Origin of the sequence: Pseudonocardia cypriaca (assembly GCF_006717045.1) — a bacterium.
Lineage (GTDB): Bacteria > Actinomycetota > Actinomycetes > Mycobacteriales > Pseudonocardiaceae > Pseudonocardia > Pseudonocardia cypriaca.
In genome coordinates this window covers 656,130-671,049 of sequence record NZ_VFPH01000001.1, presented here as the reverse complement: position 1 = coordinate 671,049, position 14,920 = coordinate 656,130, and the positions used below count along the sequence as shown (strand labels likewise).

Below are 14,920 nucleotides of genomic sequence, written 5' to 3'. Positions count from 1 at the left end.
TCGGCAGCCGCTTCGGCCTGTGAACCGGCATGTGCGTTGGCTGCTCGGAGTACGCGCTGGACTGCGCGGGGAACGGGGCGTGTGTGGAGCCACGCGAGGACGCTGAGACCGCACTTCCACCAGCCGCGGCTTCACCGCGCCTGATCGGTCAGCGGTACGAGCTGGGTCCGGTCGTCGGCAGCGGGGCATCGGCCGACGTGTTCCGGGGACGCGATCTGCGCGAGCGGGTGCCGGTGGCGATCAAGTTGTTCCGCCATACCAGCGGCCCGGCCCAGGCGCGCCGTCATCGCACCGAGATCACGGTGCTGGCTCGGCTGCAACACTCGGGGTTGGTGCGATTCCGGGATGCGGGGACCGAGCAAGGCCGGCTGTTCGTGGTCACCGACCTGGTCGAGGGCCCTTCGCTGGCAGAGCGGATCTGCCGAGGCCCCGCGATGCGGCCGGCTGCTGTGCGCCGGTTGGGCCGGCGGCTGGCCATCGCTCTCTCCTACGTCCACGACCGGGGTGTGGTGCACCGCGACGTGAAACCGGCGAACATCCTGCTCGAACGCGGGTTGCGGCCGCGGTTGGCCGATTTCGGGATCGCTCGAGTGCTCGACCGAACCGCGACCACCGCGAACGGGGCCATCGTCGGTACCGCCGCCTATCTCGCCCCCGAGCAGGTGCGCGGACAACCCGTCGGCCCGGAAGCCGACGTCTACGCGCTCGGACTCGTGCTGCTGGAAGCGCTGACCGGGCGCCGCGAGTACACCGGCGGGCAGATCGAGACCGCGCTCGTCCGCCTGCACCGACCGCCACGTGTTCCCGAGAAGCTGCCAAGCGACCTAGCCGAACTGCTGCCCGCCATGACGCTCGACGATCCCCGTCAGCGCCCTGCTGCCGCCTCAGTCGCAACTGCGCTCACACCCTGGCGGGTTTCTCTCCGAGGCAAGCGCCGACGCTCCGAACGCGGGCGGCACCGCTCGACCGAATTGCGAGGGCACCACCGACTGCACGAACAAGGCCCCGCCACTCCTACCGTCTTCCCGGGGGCTGAAAGCTGACCGAACGCGATCGGGCGGCGGTGACTGCTCGCTGAAGCCCGGCGCGTCGGTGGCGTAGTCAACGGTTCCGGATCCGGCCCGTGAACCCATTCCCCGGGGCAATCCACCGCCCGTGCACGCGAACTTCATCGACGCCATGTGCTGGCCGGTCTCACCGCAGCGCCGGGAGCCGCCCCATGAGAGCGATGTCGCCGGCCGTGAGGAATCCGACCCAGCCGTGACCGCCGAAGCCGTCGACCGCGCGGCGCCTGCCCCAGAGGCCTTTCCTCGGTGAGGCGGACGACCACCAGGACAGGCGCAGACCCGATCGTGTCGACGATCGAACGATCCCGTGCGCCGACCCGACGGCGGGCCCTGCGGCGGGTCACCCACGTCGTTCGACGGCCTACTCCCCCGAGCCGAGCGCCAGCGCGACGGCGACGCTGCCCATCCGCGGCAGGTCGACGGTCACCACGCCGTCGGAGACCGGCAGCTCGGCGCCGCGATCGCCGAGGTACGTGGCGGCCCACGCCCCCGTGACCGGCACGCGCACGCGCACGCGCAATGCCACCGGCTCCTCGGCGTAGGACTGCAGCCGCAGCAGCACGCTCCCGTCCGCACCCGATGCCGAGACCAGCCGCACCCGGTCGTCGTCCAGGGCCAGTAGGGAGCGCTCCGCCCCGGCCTCGGCCTCGGCCGGACCGGTGGCGAGCACGCCGTGCACCGGCTGCGTCAGGTCAGCGGCCGTCCGGATGCCGAGCCCCGACGCCGACAGCGCCTCGCCGGCCCGCCGCACGCCCACCGCGTATCGCACGGAGGCGGTGAAGCCCTGCTGGGACGGGAAGTTGGTGTCCCAGACGTTGTTGTGCACCCAGGAGTAGACGGTGGCGGGCTCGCGCGGGGTGGTGGAGTCCGGGAACGGGGCGTAGGGCAGCGCGATCGTCTCCGGGTGCACGAGCGGCGCCTCGTCGGTGGCCCAGGCGACGGCGTGCTCCCCGTCGGCGACGCTCACCCAGTTCCGGATCGCGCGCATGTGTTGCGGGGCGCCGGGGACGTGCTCCAGCCCGTCGCCGGTGAGGGCACCGGTGATCTCGTACCGGACGACCGGGTCCTCGGCCGCGAACGGGAACGCGAAGAACGCGCTCTCCTTCGTCATCGTGGCGGGCTTGGACAGCCGGTTCTCGATGTCCAGGCGCGCCTGGTCGCGGCCCAGCCGCAGCGTGGTGCGCGCCCACCGGACGCCGTCGGCCGCGAACTCGTAGGTGAGGCGCTGCTCGACGCCGGTGTCGACACGCTCGATGAGGGCGGCGGGCCGGGCGAGGGTGCGGCTGCCGAGCAGCTCCAGGTCCGGCGACACCGCGGTCTTGTTCGATTGGTGGTTGTAGCCACCCGCCGTGGTGTAGGTGTCGTAGACGTAGGCGTTGAAGCCGACCACGGCGTCGTCGTTCACCAGCTCGCGGCCCGTGGCCAGCTCCACGATCGACCCGATGCAGGCCCGGGAGAGGTCGACGCGCACCCGCAGGTGCTCGTTCTGGATGACCAGCGGATCGGGGTGCTCGGCCGCCACCGGCGCGGACGCCTCCGCCTCACCGTCCGGCGAGACGACGTCGAGCCGCACATGGCCCAGGGGCGGCACGTCCGGCACGTGCACGCTGACGATCCGGCCCGCGTCGCGGTGGTTCGGGTTCTGCTGGCCGGTCACGGTGATCGGCAGCGGCTTGCCGGTGCGCCCGTCGCGCACCTCGAGCGTCCGGTCCAGCGGCACGCGGCTCTCCCGGACGAACAGCCGCACGGTCGCGGTGCGCGGCAGCGCCGCGGTGTTGGTGGCGTAGTAGGTGACGACGGCGTCGCCGCTCTCCGGCAGCACCTCGCCGAGCCGCGCCGCGGCGTGGTCGGTGAAGGTGGCGGCGTCGTCCTGGGCGTGCACGCCGTGGGCGTACTTCCAGTGCCACTGCTGCTCGCCGGAGTCGAAGCCCTCGTCGCCGTCGGTCCACGGGTTGCCCGCGCCCCAGGTGTGCTCGTTGAACAGCGAGATCGAGCGGTAGACCCGATCGGAGTGCTCAGCCTCGTCGGCCAGCGCCTCGCCGCCGAGCAGGGCCGACATGCCGCTCATGGTCTGCGCCCCGGTGACCGCGGCCTGCGCCTTGCGGGTCATCGCGAGCGGGCGGGCGCCGGACCCGACGCCCTCCACCCACCAGTCGCCCCAGTCGCCCTCGAACTCCTGGATCCGCCCGTCGAGGCGCTCCTCGGCGTCGCGGAAGAAGTCCTCGTTGCGCGACAGCCGCAGCCGCGGGTAGAGCCAGTTCTCGTTCCAGCGCGCGACGGTGTCGGCCATGATCAGCCGCGGCGGCGCGTTGTCGCCGAACATGCCCTGCACGCGCAGGTGCAGCAGGTCCCACGGGTAGGGCTCGCGGTCGTGCACGGCGTCGCCGTGCCAGCCGAACATCCCCGGCGGGAACGGGTACGGCTTCGTGGCCAGCGCCGTGAGGTAGGCCGGGAGCATGCCGTCCACCTCGTCGTAGGAGGTGTCGAAGCCCAGCACCGAACCCTCCATGTACGCGAGGCCGTGCGGGCTGTCGGTCATCCAGACCAGCACCGAGTTCCCGGCGGGCGAGCGCCAGCGGAACAGCCGCGGCAGCTTCTGCCCGCCGTTCAGGTGCGGCACCGAACGGCCCGCCCAGTTGTGGGCCACCGACAGGTAGCGCACCCCGATCTGGGCGAGCGCATCCGGCAGACCCGCGACGGTGCCGGGCACGTCGGTCTGCATGGCCGAGGTGAAGTCCACGCCGTAGCGGTCGCGCACGGTCCGCGCGAGTCGCAGCAGCTCGTGCAGCTCGTCGGTGGAGCAGGTGTCGGTGTGCAGGTTGTACGGCAGCGCGGTGAGCTCGATCTGCCCGGCGCGGACGTAGTCGACGAACTCCTGGACCCGCTCCGGCGAGCGAGCGGCCACCCACTGCTCGAACGACCACAGCGACTCGACGGCCCAGCGGAACTTCGCCTCGTCGGGCCGGTCGGCCGTCGCGCGCACGAGGTCGAGGCAGGAGTCGAGGAACGCCACGTGCTCGGCGAGCACGGTCCCCTGCGGATCGGTGTAGCCGATGTCGAGGTGGCTGTGGTGGACGAGGTGGATGGTCCACTCCCGCACCGGCGCCAGCGCCACGTCGACCGCGCTGTCGCCGAGCGACGGGATGGCAAGCCGCAGCGTCGTCGGCGCGTCGACCGCGGGCACGAGCAGGCGCAGCGACCCGGCCGGTCCGTCGACGCCCTCGGCCGCCACGGCCGAGCCACCCTCGGTGCGCAGCTGCACGTCGCCCGCCCGCAGGTCGGCGAGCCCGTCCGCCTCCACCCGGATCGCCTGGCGCCGGGGACCCCCGCGCAGCAGCTGCTCGGCGATCACGCGGACGGGGCGGCCACCGAGCGTGCCCCGGCCCGCGGTGGCGAAGTCGACCATCCCGGCCTTCGCCTTGGCGGCGGACCAGGGGGTGGCGGCGATGAGTGCCTTGGTCGTCATGGGTCCTTCCGGAGATCAGGAGGTGAGCTTCAGGCTGCGCGTGAAGAAGCGCTGGAACGCGAAGAACAGGACCACCGTCGGCAGCGAGGCCACGAGCGCCCCGGCGAGCACGACGGGCGGCCCGACGTTCGAGTAGTTGCTGGTCAGGTCGGCCAGCGCCGCCATGGCGGGGCGGACGTTCGGACTGGTGCCGAGCGTGATCCCGAACAGCATGTCGTTCCAGATCCAGGTGAACTGGAACAGGAACGCCGCCACCATCGCGCTGCGCACGAGCGGCAGGTGGATCGAGACGAACATGCGCAGCCAGCTCGCGCCGTCGAGCGACGCGGCCTCGTGCATCTCGCGCGGCACGGTCGTCATGTAGTTGCGCACCACGAAGAATGCGAACGGCACCGCGAGCGCCGCGTAGATCAGCAGCATGCCGTACTGGGTGTCGTACAGCGACGTGGTGGCGTACCCGTTGAACAGCGGCGCGAGGAACATCTGCAGCGGCAGGATCGTGCCGACGTAGATCGCCCAGAACCACAGCGCCGGCCGCTTGACCGGCATGACCACCACCGCGAACGACGCCAGCGCCGCGACCACCACCGCGACCAGGGCGCCGAGCACGGCGTAGACGAGACTGTTGAGCATCCCCGAGCCGACGTTGGCCGCGGTGAAGGCCTGGCCGACATTGTCGAGGAACGCCCAGGAGACCGGCCACCACGCCGGCGTGCCGGTGTAGTCCGCGGCCGCGGTGAAGGAGTTGACCACCAGCAGCCAGCTGGGCACCAGCCACAGCAGCGCGGTGGCCACGAGCACGACGTTCTTGACCGCACGTCCCATTGCCGGCTCCTCAGTCCGTCCGCAGCTGGCGGCGCAGGTAGATCCAGGACACGGCGACGACGACCACCGTGAGCACCACCGCGACGGCGGCACCCGCGCCGTAGCGGGCGAGCGTGAACGTTTCGCGGTACATGGTCAGCGCGAGCGTCTCCGACGCCGTGCCCGGCCCGCCCTGGGTGAGCAGCCAGACGATGTCGAACGTCTTCAGGCTGTTGACCACTGAGATTCCGACGACGACCACGGTGATCGGGCGCAGCTGCGGCAGCGTGATGTGCCAGAACAGTCGCGCGCCGGTGGCGCCGTCCAGCTTCGCGGCCTCGATCGTCGACGGCGGGATCGCCTGCAGCCCGATCAGGAACAGGATCACGGCCACGCCGGTGCCCTGCCAGGTGCTCGCGATGATCATCATGATCGTGTTGAGCGGCCACTCCAGCAGCCAGCCCTGCTCCAGGCCGCCGAGGCCGAGCCCGGCCAGCGCGGCGTTGAGCGCGCCGTCGTCGCGCAGCACGAAGGTCCAGACGACGGCGGTGGCGGCGCCGGACAGCGCGTAGGGCAGCACCAGGCTGAACCGGGCGACCGCGCCCCAGCGCAGCTCGTGCGTGCCGACGGCGATCAGCAGGCCGATCAGCACCGGCAGCGCGAGCGTTCCGGCCACCCACATCAGCGTGTTGAGCAGCGTCTGACCGAAGCCCGCACTGGTGAACAGCGTGACGTAGTTGTCGAGGCCCACGAAGGTACGGGTGAAACCGTTGTCGGCGAAGAAGCTGCGGTAGGCGGTGTCCAGGAAGGGCACGATCATCAGCACCGCCACGAGCGCGACCGCGGGCGCCAGGAACAGCGCGATCGCCAGCACGGAGCGCGGGCTGCGCCGGGCCGGAGCGGTTGTGGGCGGGCTCGCCGGGTGCGCGACCTCGGCGGCGGGGGTCAGCACGCTCATGCTCGCCAGGCCTCCCATTCGGCGTCGGCGCGGTCCTGCATGTTCCGCAGCACGCTGATCCCGTTGTCGACGGTGGGCGTGACCATGAACGCGCTCAGGTCGCGCACGTTGCCCTCCACCAGCACCGGCGGCGAGGCCTCCCAGTAGCGGGTGACCTCGCGCGGCCGGACCCGCGCGACGTCGGTGGCGAGGTCGGCTACGAGGCTGCCGGTCGGCAACGCGCCCGGGTTCGCCGAGGCGTCGCCGAGCTGGTCCACCCAGGCCTGCTGCACGTCGGTGGCGAGCCACTCGTCGGCGACCACCATCGCCTGCTCGTGCTTGTGGGCGTTGGCGGAGACGCACAGGGCCGCGCTCTCCACCACCACGGCCTGCTCCACCGCGGAGTCCACCGGTGGCACCAGGAACATCCCGACGTCCGCGGGGCCGAGCCCGGCCGCGGTGTAGCTGTTGACGTTGAACGTGCCGGCGAGCGTCATGCCGAGCGTGCCGTCGGCGAACTGGCCCGGGAAGCCCGAGGCGTCGACATCGGGCCCGGAGAACAGGTCGTCGGCGTACATCCGGGCCCACAGCTCGATCGCGGCCGTGGCGGTGTCGTCCAGGTAGCTCGCGCGGCCCGCCGTCACGTCCTCGTAGAAGTCGGGGCTGTGGCCGATCAGCAGCTGGGTGAACCAGATGATCGACTCCCACGTCGAGGCGCCGGGCGCCCCGATCGGTGTGACTCCCGCATCGCGCAGGGTGCCCGCCACCTCGAGCAGCTCGGCGAACGTGGTCGGCACCGACACCCCGGCCTCGGCGAACGCCCGGCGGCTGAAGAACATCGGGTAGTAGGTCTTGTAGAGCGGCAGGGCCCATGGCCGGCCGTCGAAGCTGAACGACGCCCGCAACACCGGGTCGACCCAGCCCTGCTCCTGCGCGTGGTCCCAGACCGCGGAGAGGTCGGTGACGATCCCCGCGCGGGCGATGTCCTGCAGCCGGTAGCCGTTCCACCACTTGAACAGGTCGGTGGTGGCGTCGGTCTGCGCCGACATCCGCACGATCTGCTGGTAGGTGCTCTGGTTCGGCACGGCGCGAACGGCCAGCCGGGAGCCGGTGCGCTGCTCGAGCACCGCGGACGCCGCGGCGTAGGCGTCCGACCAGGTGGCGACGTCGTTGTTGAGGGTGAGCACGTTGCCGGCCGCGGGCCGGGTGTAGGTCCCGCGGGCGCAGCCGGTGGCAAGCGCGAGCCCGCCGGCGCCGAGGAGACCGAGCAGCGTGCGTCGGGAGAGCCCGCGGGGGTGCGGGCGGGGCGGCCGATCGGACATCGGGCCTCCGGTCGTCGATGAGCGGTTGCGGCGAAGGTATCGGTAACATACTGGTTGAGCAAGGGGACTGCGGGAACCTAAGGTATCCGTATCTCAAGCCACCGTGAGGAGTACGGATGTCCGGTCCCGGCTACGACCCGAACCCGCGCTACCAGCCCGTCGGCGGGAGCGTGGGAACCGGCTGGGACGACCCCGTCGCCGAGCTCCCCCCGGCGCCGTTCGTCCTCGCCGTCGACGGGCCGGCCACGCAGGACTGGGGTCGGCTCACCGCCGACCTGGCCGAGCGCCTCCGGTCCCGCTACGGGCCGGTCCACGTCCTCGACACCTCAGCACTGTTCGCGCCGTGGGAGGTGGTGGTGGAGCGCACGACCTCGGCCGAGCTCCCCGACGACCCCGACTTCGCCCGGCTCGCCGACGGCTCGCTCGCCGACCTGCTGGACGTGCACGAGCACGCCGGGGCCCCCGAGAGCGGCGTCCTGCTCGTCACCGGGCCCGGCGCGGCGCTGCTCACCCACGACGTGCTCTGGTACGCCGACCGGCCCAAACGGTGGGCCGAGGCCGAGATCACCGCGGGCACCGGGCGCAACCTCGGCCAGCGCACCGGCCGCGGCACCACCCGCCGGCTGTTCTACGTGGACTGGCCGCTGCTCGACCGCCACCGCGACGCCCTGCTGCCGGGCGTCGACCGCTGGTTCGACGTGCAGGACCCGGACCGGCCCACCTCCGTCGACGGCGGGACGCTGCGCCGCACCGCCGCCGCACTGTCCGACCGCCCGTTCCGCACCCGCCCGTTCTTCAACTCGACCTCGTGGGGCGGGCACTGGGCGCAGACGGAGCTGGGCGTCAACCCGGACGCGCCGAGCACCGCCCTCGGCTACGAGCTGATCGCACCGGAGAGCGGCGTGCTGCTCGGCGACAGCGCCGAGGCGGAGCTGGAGCTCCCGTTCGCGGCCGTGGTGGCGCTGCACCCCGCCGAGGTGCTCGGCGCGGACGTCCACGCGCGGTTCGGCACGTCGTTCCCGGTGCGCTTCGACTACCTCGACACCGTCGGCGGCGGCAGCCTCTCGGTGCATTGCCACCCGCAACCGGAGTACATGTCACGCGTCTTCGGCTGGCCCTACACCCAGCACGAGACCTACTACGTGCTCGCGACGGCGGGCGGCCGGTCGATCTACCTCGGCCTGCACGAGGACGTCGACGTGGCCGCGTTCGACGCCGAGGCCCACGCGGCCGCGCACGACGGCGTCCCGTTCGACATCACCGACCACGTTCAGGAGCACCCGGCCACCGCCCACCAGCTCTACCTGGTGCCGGCCGGCACCCCGCACGGCAGCGGCGAGGGCAACGTCGTGCTGGAGATCAGTGCCACGCCCTACCTCTACTCGCTGCGGTTCTACGACTGGCTGCGCCGCGACGCCGCCGGGCGCCAGCGCCCCGTGCACGTCGACCACGCGTTCCGCAACCTCGACACCACCCGCCAGGGCAAGGTCGTGCAGGAGGAGCTGATCCAGGAGCCCCGCGCCCTGCGCAGCGGCGACGGCTGGTGCGCCGAGCTGATCGGGGCGCTGCCGGAGATGTTCTTCGAGGTCCGCAGGCTCGTCCTGCAGGCAGGCGGGCGCGCGCCGCTGGAGACGGGCGACAGCTTCCACGCGTGGACGGTCGTCGAGGGCGAGGCGGCGGTCTTCACCGCGGGGCCGCACACCCACCGCCTCGCCTACGCCGAGACGATGGTGGTGCCCGCCGCCGTCGGTGCGTACGCGGTCGAGGCCGCAGGGGACGTCCGCCTGGTGCAGGCTCTCGTGCCGTGACCGGAGTACCGGCGCTGGAGATCGGCGGCACGCACGTCGCCGCGGCCGTGCTCGGGCCGCCGTGGACGGTGGGCGAGGTGCACCGCTTCCCCGTCCGGTCCGGCGGCACGGTCGCCGAGATCGTCGCGGACCTGCTGCGCGCCGCCGCGACGCTCGGCCCGCACCCCGGCGCCCGCTGGGGCGTCGCCATCCCCGGCCCGTTCGACTACGCCGCGGGGATCGGGCGGTTCACCGGCGTCGGCAAGTTCGACGCGCTGCGCGGCTTCGCCCTCGGTGACGTCCTCGCGCGCGAGCTGGGCGCGACCGAGGTCGTGTTCACCAACGACGCCCACGCATTCGGGATCGGCGAGTGGCGGGCGGGCACGACGAGCGGGCACGAGCGCGTGCTCGTCCTGACCCTGGGCACCGGCGTCGGCAGCTGCTACCTCGACCGCGGCACCCCGGTCACGACCGGCCCCGACCTGCCGCCGGAGGGCCGGGCCGACCTGCTCACGATCGACGGCGCGCCGCTCGAGGACACCGTGTCCCGGCGGGCGCTGCTGGCCCGGGCCGGCGCCGGCCCCGCCGTCGATGTGCGCGACCTCGCCGACCGCGCCCTGGCGGGCGATCCGGCGACCCGCGCCCTGTTCACCGACGCGTTCACCGCGCTGGGTCGCGCGCTCGCCCCGTCGGCGCGTGGGTTCGGGGCATCCCTCGTCGTGGTCGGCGGGGCCATCGCGGCATCATGGGACCTGGTGGCCGCCCCGCTGCAGGCGGGCCTGTCCGACGGCGGGGTCGACCTCCCGGTGGTCCCGGCGGTCTCGGCGCACGCGGGCCTCGTCGGTGCAGCCTGGTGGGCGAGCGCCTCGGGCGCCGGGTGAGGAGGGACGTCGTGTCGTCGATGGCGCCCGGGCGGACGCCGACCATGCGGGACGTCGCCGCGCACGCGGCGGTGAGCCCCATGACCGTCTCGCGCACCCTGCGCGGCGACCCCCGTGTCTCCCCGGAGATGCGCGCCCGCGTCCTCGCGTCCGTCGAGGAACTGCGCTACCGCCGCAACGACCTGGCTCGCGGCCTGCGCACCGGCCGCTCCAGCGGGCTGCTCGGTCTCGTCGTGACCAACCTGTCCAACCCCTTCTACTCCGAGCTCGCGCTCGGCGTGGAGGGCCTCGCGTCGGCCAACGGGATGCGGGTCGTCATCGGCAACACCGGCGGCGACCTCGACCGCGAGCGCCAGCTGGTCGACGACATGGCCTCCCGCCGTGTCGACGGGATCATCGTCGTGCCTGCGGGCAACGATCACACCCACCTCGACCCCGCGGGCCTGCACGGCCTCCCCGTCGTGCTGGCCACCCGCCCGCCGACCGGACTGGAGGTCGACTCCGTCGTCGTCGACGACTTCGGCGGCAGCCGCCGCGCCACCGCCGCCCTCGTCGAGCGCGGCCACCGCCGCATCGGCTTCCTCGGACTCGGCCGGTCGCTCTGGACCGGGGCCGAGCGCCTGCGCGGCCACTGCGCCGCCCTCGAGGAGTCCGGCCTGCCCATCGAGGACGCCCTCCTGCGCAGCGTCCCGCCCGACGCGGGCGCCGCCGAGGCCGTCGCGCTGGAGCTGCTGGGTGCGGCCGACCCGCCCACCGCCCTCTTCGCGGCGAACAACCGCAACACCGTCGGCGCCTACCGCGCGATCGCGGAGACCGGCTCCCCCGCCGCCCTCGCCGGCTTCGACGACATCCCGCTGGCCGACCTGTTCGCCGCCCCCGTCAGCGTGGTCACCTACGACACCGGCGAGCTCGGCCGGCGCGCCGCCGAGCTCCTGCTGGAGCGCATCGCGGACGAGGACTCAGCCGCGCACCCCCGCCTGGTCACGATCGGCACGACGCTCAAGGACTACCGCCCCTTGCGCCCGGGCTGAGGCGCAGCAGATCGTCCCTGCTCGAGGCCGGCAGGGCTCGCGTGGTGTCGCGTCCGGCGTCTGCGCCGAGGCGATCCCATGCTGCGACGGCGCGGGCCAGCTCCGCGCGATCCGGATGCACACACGGGTCGGGGTGACGGCCGACCCCGTCGCCGACGGCGAGCACGTACCGCGCAGACCGTGGTCCTCGCCGACGTCGCCGCAACCCACCCTCGGATCCCGCAACGCGGTCGCGCAAGCCGCGGACGGGCGGGCCTTGCCGCGAAACCCTTGTTCGCGTTGCTGCGACGATCAGGACCCCGTGGTCAGGCCGGCCAGCTTCCTCGACGCCCAGCGGACCCGCCGCCCGGGCGTCCTCATCGCGGAGCCGGGAGCGGTGAGCCGCGGGAGACGAGCTGCAGATCCTCCTCGGCAGACCGCGGCTAGCGCATCGTGCAGGTACGACGGCGACCGTTCCTGATCCAGCTCTCACGCCTCCGGCCATGGCACGTCGACGAACACCTCGGTTCCGGCCACCGGGCCGGGGAGGAGCCTGAGGGTGCCGCCCACTGCCTCGACGCGCAGCGTGTGCGAGGTGAGCCCGATGTGGCCGAGCTGCGCGCTGCGCTGCACCGCGCCGTCCGGGATGCCGGCGCCGTCGTCTGTCACCGTGAGCCGCGCTCGGCTGCCGACGTGGGCGAGTGCGACCGTCACCGACCGGGCGGCCGCGTGCTTGGTGACGTTGGAGAGCAGCTCGCGAGCCGTGCGGTAGAGCAGGGCGTCCGCAGGGGTGCGGACGTCGTCGGGCCAGTTGCGGACGTCGAGATCGACGGCGAACCCGCCGCGCGCACCTGCGTTGCGGGCTAGCTCGCGCAGGGCGGCCGGCAGCCCGGCGCGGTCGAGCACGGCCGGGTGGAGTTCGGCCACCGTCGAGCGCAGGAGTTGAGAGGACTCGGCCAGCGCGTGCTCGACGCGGGTGAACGCGGCCTGATCGCCGGTCTCGCGGGCCTCGTCGAGGTCCTGGCGCGCGGCGAGCACGTACTGCAGCGCGCCGTCGTGCAGCTGTTCGGAGAGGAACCGGCGTTCGCGTTGCTCGAGGTCGGTCAGCTCGGCGAGCAGGTGGGTGCGATCGCGCACGAGCGAGCCGATCGTGCGCACCCGCGAGCGCTGGATCCGCGACAGGCCGACACAGCCCAGGCCGACCCCCGCCAGCACCAGGGTGCGCAGCAGCAGCGACGACCACGGTTCCTCGTTGGCGACCCGGGTCACGATCCCCGCCGCCAGGTACACCAGCACGGTCGGTACGACCACGGCGGTGCAGACCCGCAGCCGCAGCTGTGTCGCGGCCATCACGGGGATGAGCAGGAACCCGGCTTCGAGCACGTCGGAGGTCCAGCTCTGCGGCGTCGCGAGCCCGGTCAGCAGGGTGAGCACGGCCAGCACCGCGAGGTCGACGAACTGCGCCAGCCACGCCATGCGCACCGCGGACGGGGCGCCGGTCCGGATCCAGACCATGACGGCGAGCACCGAGAGCCCGTATCCCGCGACGACGAGGGCGCAGGTCGGGGCGTACCGCTCGGGTGGGACGGCGACGACGGTCAGGACCATGAACGCCAGCAGCACCAGCCGCAGCCACGACTGCAGCACCAGTCCGCGACGGGCGTGCTGGAGTACGACGGTGGCCACGTCGGGTGCGCTGGATGCGGGCACGGCGACCTCCGGGGGTGCGCACGGCCTGCCAATGGTGGCACCGGAGCCGGTCCGGCGTCCCTAGCGCCCCGTCCAGGAAGGTTCACCACGTAACTCGGCGGCCCAGGTGCCCGCTCGCGGCGTTGCCGGCCTGCCCGAGTACGCCCGGTACGAGGGCAGACCGGCGCCTTGCGAGCGAACGCCTGGATCCACCGATTTACGCACCAACCTTCCTGGACGGGGCGCTAGCCTGACCGCGATGGGTTCGACCGACGCCCTGGTGCGGGTGGTCGTCGCCGACGACCACCCGTTCTTCCGCGACGGCGTCACCCGCGGGCTCACCATGAGCGGCCGCATACGCGTGGTCGCCGAGGCCGAGGACGGCAGGGCGGCCCTCGAAGCGATCCGGACCGAGCGGCCCGACGTCGCCCTCGTCGACTACGAGATGCCCGGCGTCGACGGGTTGGGCGTGGTTCGCGCGACCGTCCGCGACCAGCTCCCGACGCGGATCCTGCTGCTGTCGGCCCACACGGACGGCCCGGTCGTGTTCCAGGCGCTCCAGGAAGGCGCGGCCGGGTACCTGTCGAAGGACGCCCGCCGATCGGAGATCGTCGAGGCGGTGCTGGACGTCGCGCGGGGCCGCACGGTGGTCCCGGCGGAGATGGCGGCGGGGCTCGCGGGGGAGATCCGGATGCGTGCGCAGGCGCGGGGACCGGTGCTCAGCGAGCGGGAACGGCAGGTCCTGCAGGGCTTCGCCCGGGGACTGACGATGCCGCAGGTCGCGGCGGAGCTCTTCATCGGGGTGAGCACCGTCAAGACCCACACGCAGCGCCTGTACGAGAAGCTCGGTGTCTCGGAGAGGGCAGCGGCCGTGGCCGAGGCGATGCGCCGCGGGCTGCTGGAGTAGCGCATGGCCGAGGCCCGCGCCGTCTCCGGTGCGGGCCAGTGGTCGGGATGGCCGGTCAGGACGCCATCTGGTTGTTGCCGTGCGCGAGGAACTGGACCAGCGCCTGCTCGGTCGCGGCGTTCATGGTGCCCGTCTGCGGCAGGCCGGCGTCGCGCTGCAGGTAGGTGATGGCCTGCGTGGTCTGGCTGTTCATGACCCCGCTGACCGGGCCCTCGTAGTAGTTGAGCTGGCCCAGCTCCCGCTGCAGTGTCGAGACCGCGGCGGAGGGAGCCGGTGGCTTCGGCGGCGCGGGCGGGTTCGGGACCACGTGGTGGTGAGAGGGAGCACCCGCGGGCGCGGACGGGACCTCGACGTGTCCGCCGCTCGGCGTGAAACCGGCGGAGTACCCGCCGCCCTGGCCGGCGGACGAGGGGCTCGACGGGGCTGCGCCGGCGGTCAGGCCGCCGAGGCCCAGCACGAGGCCCGCGGTGACGGCCGCGCCGACGACGGCGCACCCGACGGCGATCCCCACGGTGCGGGCGCCGGAGCTGCGCCGCTCGGGCTGCTGGCCGGGCTGCTGGACGTCGGTGGCGGTGGTGGTCGTGGTGTTCATGATGATCTCCTGGATGCTTCTCCCGGGGCGCTTCCCCGATGCCTCTACGGTGCCGCTCACGCGGCGCGCGCACCGTCCACCGGGCAGGCCGTGCCGAGGTTGAAGCCGGTGTCCACCGACGGGTGGACACGCGTGTCGGCTACAGCGGGCTCCGGCCTCGTTCGGGCGGTGGCGCCGGCCGCCCGCCGCGGGCCGCCGCACGCCGCACTCACGGAGTTCGAACGGGTCATGACGGAGTGGGACGAGCTCGGCGACGCGGACCTACATGCTGCTGGGCGACGAGGGCCGCCTACGAGCAGCATCGCGGCCCTTACCGCCCGGCTCGGTGAGCAGACCGCTGAGGCGACCCTGGCGGAGGGTGCCGCACTCGGCTTCGACGACGTCGTCTCCCTGGCCCGCCGAACGATCATGGCCGCCGCGCGGCACGGGGAACCGACCGGGCCTTCGCCGTAGCCGGC

Annotated in this window: 12 protein-coding genes; 6 read left to right on the top strand and 6 right to left on the bottom strand. The window is 73.1% G+C overall.

Translation table 11 applies throughout. The features are described from left to right. Window positions 1–83: 83 nt before the first annotated feature. Entirely contained in the window at window positions 84–1,043 is a 960-nt protein-coding gene (locus tag FB388_RS03195; RefSeq protein WP_170225454.1) for a serine/threonine-protein kinase, read from the top strand. 385 nt (window positions 1,044–1,428) lie between these two features. Here the strand turns inward: FB388_RS03195 and FB388_RS03190 are convergent, their stop codons facing one another. The 4 genes from FB388_RS03190 to FB388_RS03175 are packed head-to-tail and all read right to left on the bottom strand — an operon-like array spanning window position 1,429 to window position 7,596. After that, a complete protein-coding gene (locus tag FB388_RS03190) occupies window positions 1,429–4,533 on the bottom strand; it encodes a glycoside hydrolase family 38 N-terminal domain-containing protein (RefSeq protein WP_142096660.1) in 3,105 nt (1,034 codons plus the stop codon). Between the two features lie 15 nt (window positions 4,534–4,548). Further along, the gene (locus FB388_RS03185) at window positions 4,549–5,358 is read right to left on the bottom strand and encodes a carbohydrate ABC transporter permease (protein WP_142096657.1); all 810 of its coding nucleotides are present in this window, start codon (window positions 5,356–5,358) and stop codon (window positions 4,549–4,551) included. Window positions 5,359–5,368: 10 nt separating this feature from the next. After that, window positions 5,369–6,295, bottom strand: a complete 927-nt coding sequence (locus FB388_RS03180) for a carbohydrate ABC transporter permease (protein ID WP_142096654.1) — start codon at window positions 6,293–6,295, stop codon at window positions 5,369–5,371. Then, window positions 6,292–7,596 carry an ABC transporter substrate-binding protein gene (locus FB388_RS03175; protein ID WP_142096652.1) on the bottom strand — a complete coding sequence of 435 codons (1,305 nt, stop codon included), beginning with the start codon at window positions 7,594–7,596 and terminating at the stop codon, window positions 6,292–6,294. Before FB388_RS03175 ends, FB388_RS03180 begins: the two co-directional genes overlap by 4 nt. Window positions 7,597–7,712: 116 nt before the next feature. Between FB388_RS03175 and FB388_RS03170 the strand changes: the two genes are divergently transcribed. The 3 genes from FB388_RS03170 to FB388_RS03160 are packed head-to-tail and all read left to right on the top strand — an operon-like array spanning window position 7,713 to window position 11,295. Further along, window positions 7,713–9,404 (top strand): class I mannose-6-phosphate isomerase, encoded by a 1,692-nt coding sequence (locus tag FB388_RS03170; RefSeq protein ID WP_142096649.1) that lies wholly within the window; start codon window positions 7,713–7,715, stop codon window positions 9,402–9,404. Beyond that, complete coding sequence (locus tag FB388_RS03165; RefSeq protein ID WP_142096646.1) at window positions 9,401–10,264, top strand: ROK family protein; 864 nt, start codon at window positions 9,401–9,403, stop codon at window positions 10,262–10,264. Before FB388_RS03170 ends, FB388_RS03165 begins: the two co-directional genes overlap by 4 nt. A gap of 20 nt (window positions 10,265–10,284) precedes the next feature. After that, complete coding sequence (locus FB388_RS03160) at window positions 10,285–11,295, top strand: LacI family DNA-binding transcriptional regulator (RefSeq protein WP_142102498.1); 1,011 nt, start codon at window positions 10,285–10,287, stop codon at window positions 11,293–11,295. A gap of 468 nt (window positions 11,296–11,763) precedes the next feature. Here FB388_RS03160 and FB388_RS03155 read toward each other — a convergent pair whose 3' ends face one another. Further along, on the bottom strand, window positions 11,764–12,984 hold the full coding sequence (locus tag FB388_RS03155) for a sensor histidine kinase (protein ID WP_170225453.1): 1,221 nt from the start codon (window positions 12,982–12,984) through the stop codon (window positions 11,764–11,766). 238 nt (window positions 12,985–13,222) lie between these two features. Here FB388_RS03155 and FB388_RS03150 point away from each other — a divergent pair, with 238 nt between their 5' ends. After that, complete coding sequence (locus FB388_RS03150; protein WP_142096643.1) at window positions 13,223–13,870, top strand: response regulator transcription factor; 648 nt, start codon at window positions 13,223–13,225, stop codon at window positions 13,868–13,870. Window positions 13,871–13,925: 55 nt separating this feature from the next. Here the strand turns inward: FB388_RS03150 and FB388_RS03145 are convergent, their stop codons facing one another. Then, window positions 13,926–14,462 (bottom strand): peptidoglycan-binding domain-containing protein, encoded by a 537-nt coding sequence (locus FB388_RS03145; RefSeq protein WP_142096640.1) that lies wholly within the window; start codon window positions 14,460–14,462, stop codon window positions 13,926–13,928. A 108-nt stretch (window positions 14,463–14,570) separates the two neighbouring features. On the opposite strand from FB388_RS03145, the gene FB388_RS03140 reads away from it, so the two are divergent. Next, a complete protein-coding gene (locus FB388_RS03140; RefSeq protein ID WP_142096637.1) occupies window positions 14,571–14,915 on the top strand; it encodes a hypothetical protein in 345 nt (114 codons plus the stop codon). Window positions 14,916–14,920: the final 5 nt, after the last annotated feature.

Excerpts from the sequence above, each read along its gene's own strand:
- FB388_RS03150 (WP_142096643.1), top strand. The coding sequence starts at position 13,223 with ATGGGTTCGACCGACGCCCTGGTGCGGGTGGTCGTCGCCGACGACCAC.
- FB388_RS03190 (WP_142096660.1), bottom strand. The coding sequence starts at position 4,533 with ATGACGACCAAGGCACTCATCGCCGCCACCCCCTGGTCCGCCGCCAAG.
- FB388_RS03180 (WP_142096654.1), bottom strand. The coding sequence starts at position 6,295 with ATGAGCGTGCTGACCCCCGCCGCCGAGGTCGCGCACCCGGCGAGCCCG.
- FB388_RS03170 (WP_142096649.1), top strand. The coding sequence starts at position 7,713 with ATGTCCGGTCCCGGCTACGACCCGAACCCGCGCTACCAGCCCGTCGGC.
- FB388_RS03145 (WP_142096640.1), bottom strand. The coding sequence starts at position 14,462 with ATGAACACCACGACCACCACCGCCACCGACGTCCAGCAGCCCGGCCAG.
- FB388_RS03160 (WP_142102498.1), top strand. The coding sequence starts at position 10,285 with ATGGCGCCCGGGCGGACGCCGACCATGCGGGACGTCGCCGCGCACGCG.
- FB388_RS03185 (WP_142096657.1), bottom strand. The coding sequence starts at position 5,358 with ATGGGACGTGCGGTCAAGAACGTCGTGCTCGTGGCCACCGCGCTGCTG.
- FB388_RS03175 (WP_142096652.1), bottom strand. The coding sequence starts at position 7,596 with ATGTCCGATCGGCCGCCCCGCCCGCACCCCCGCGGGCTCTCCCGACGC.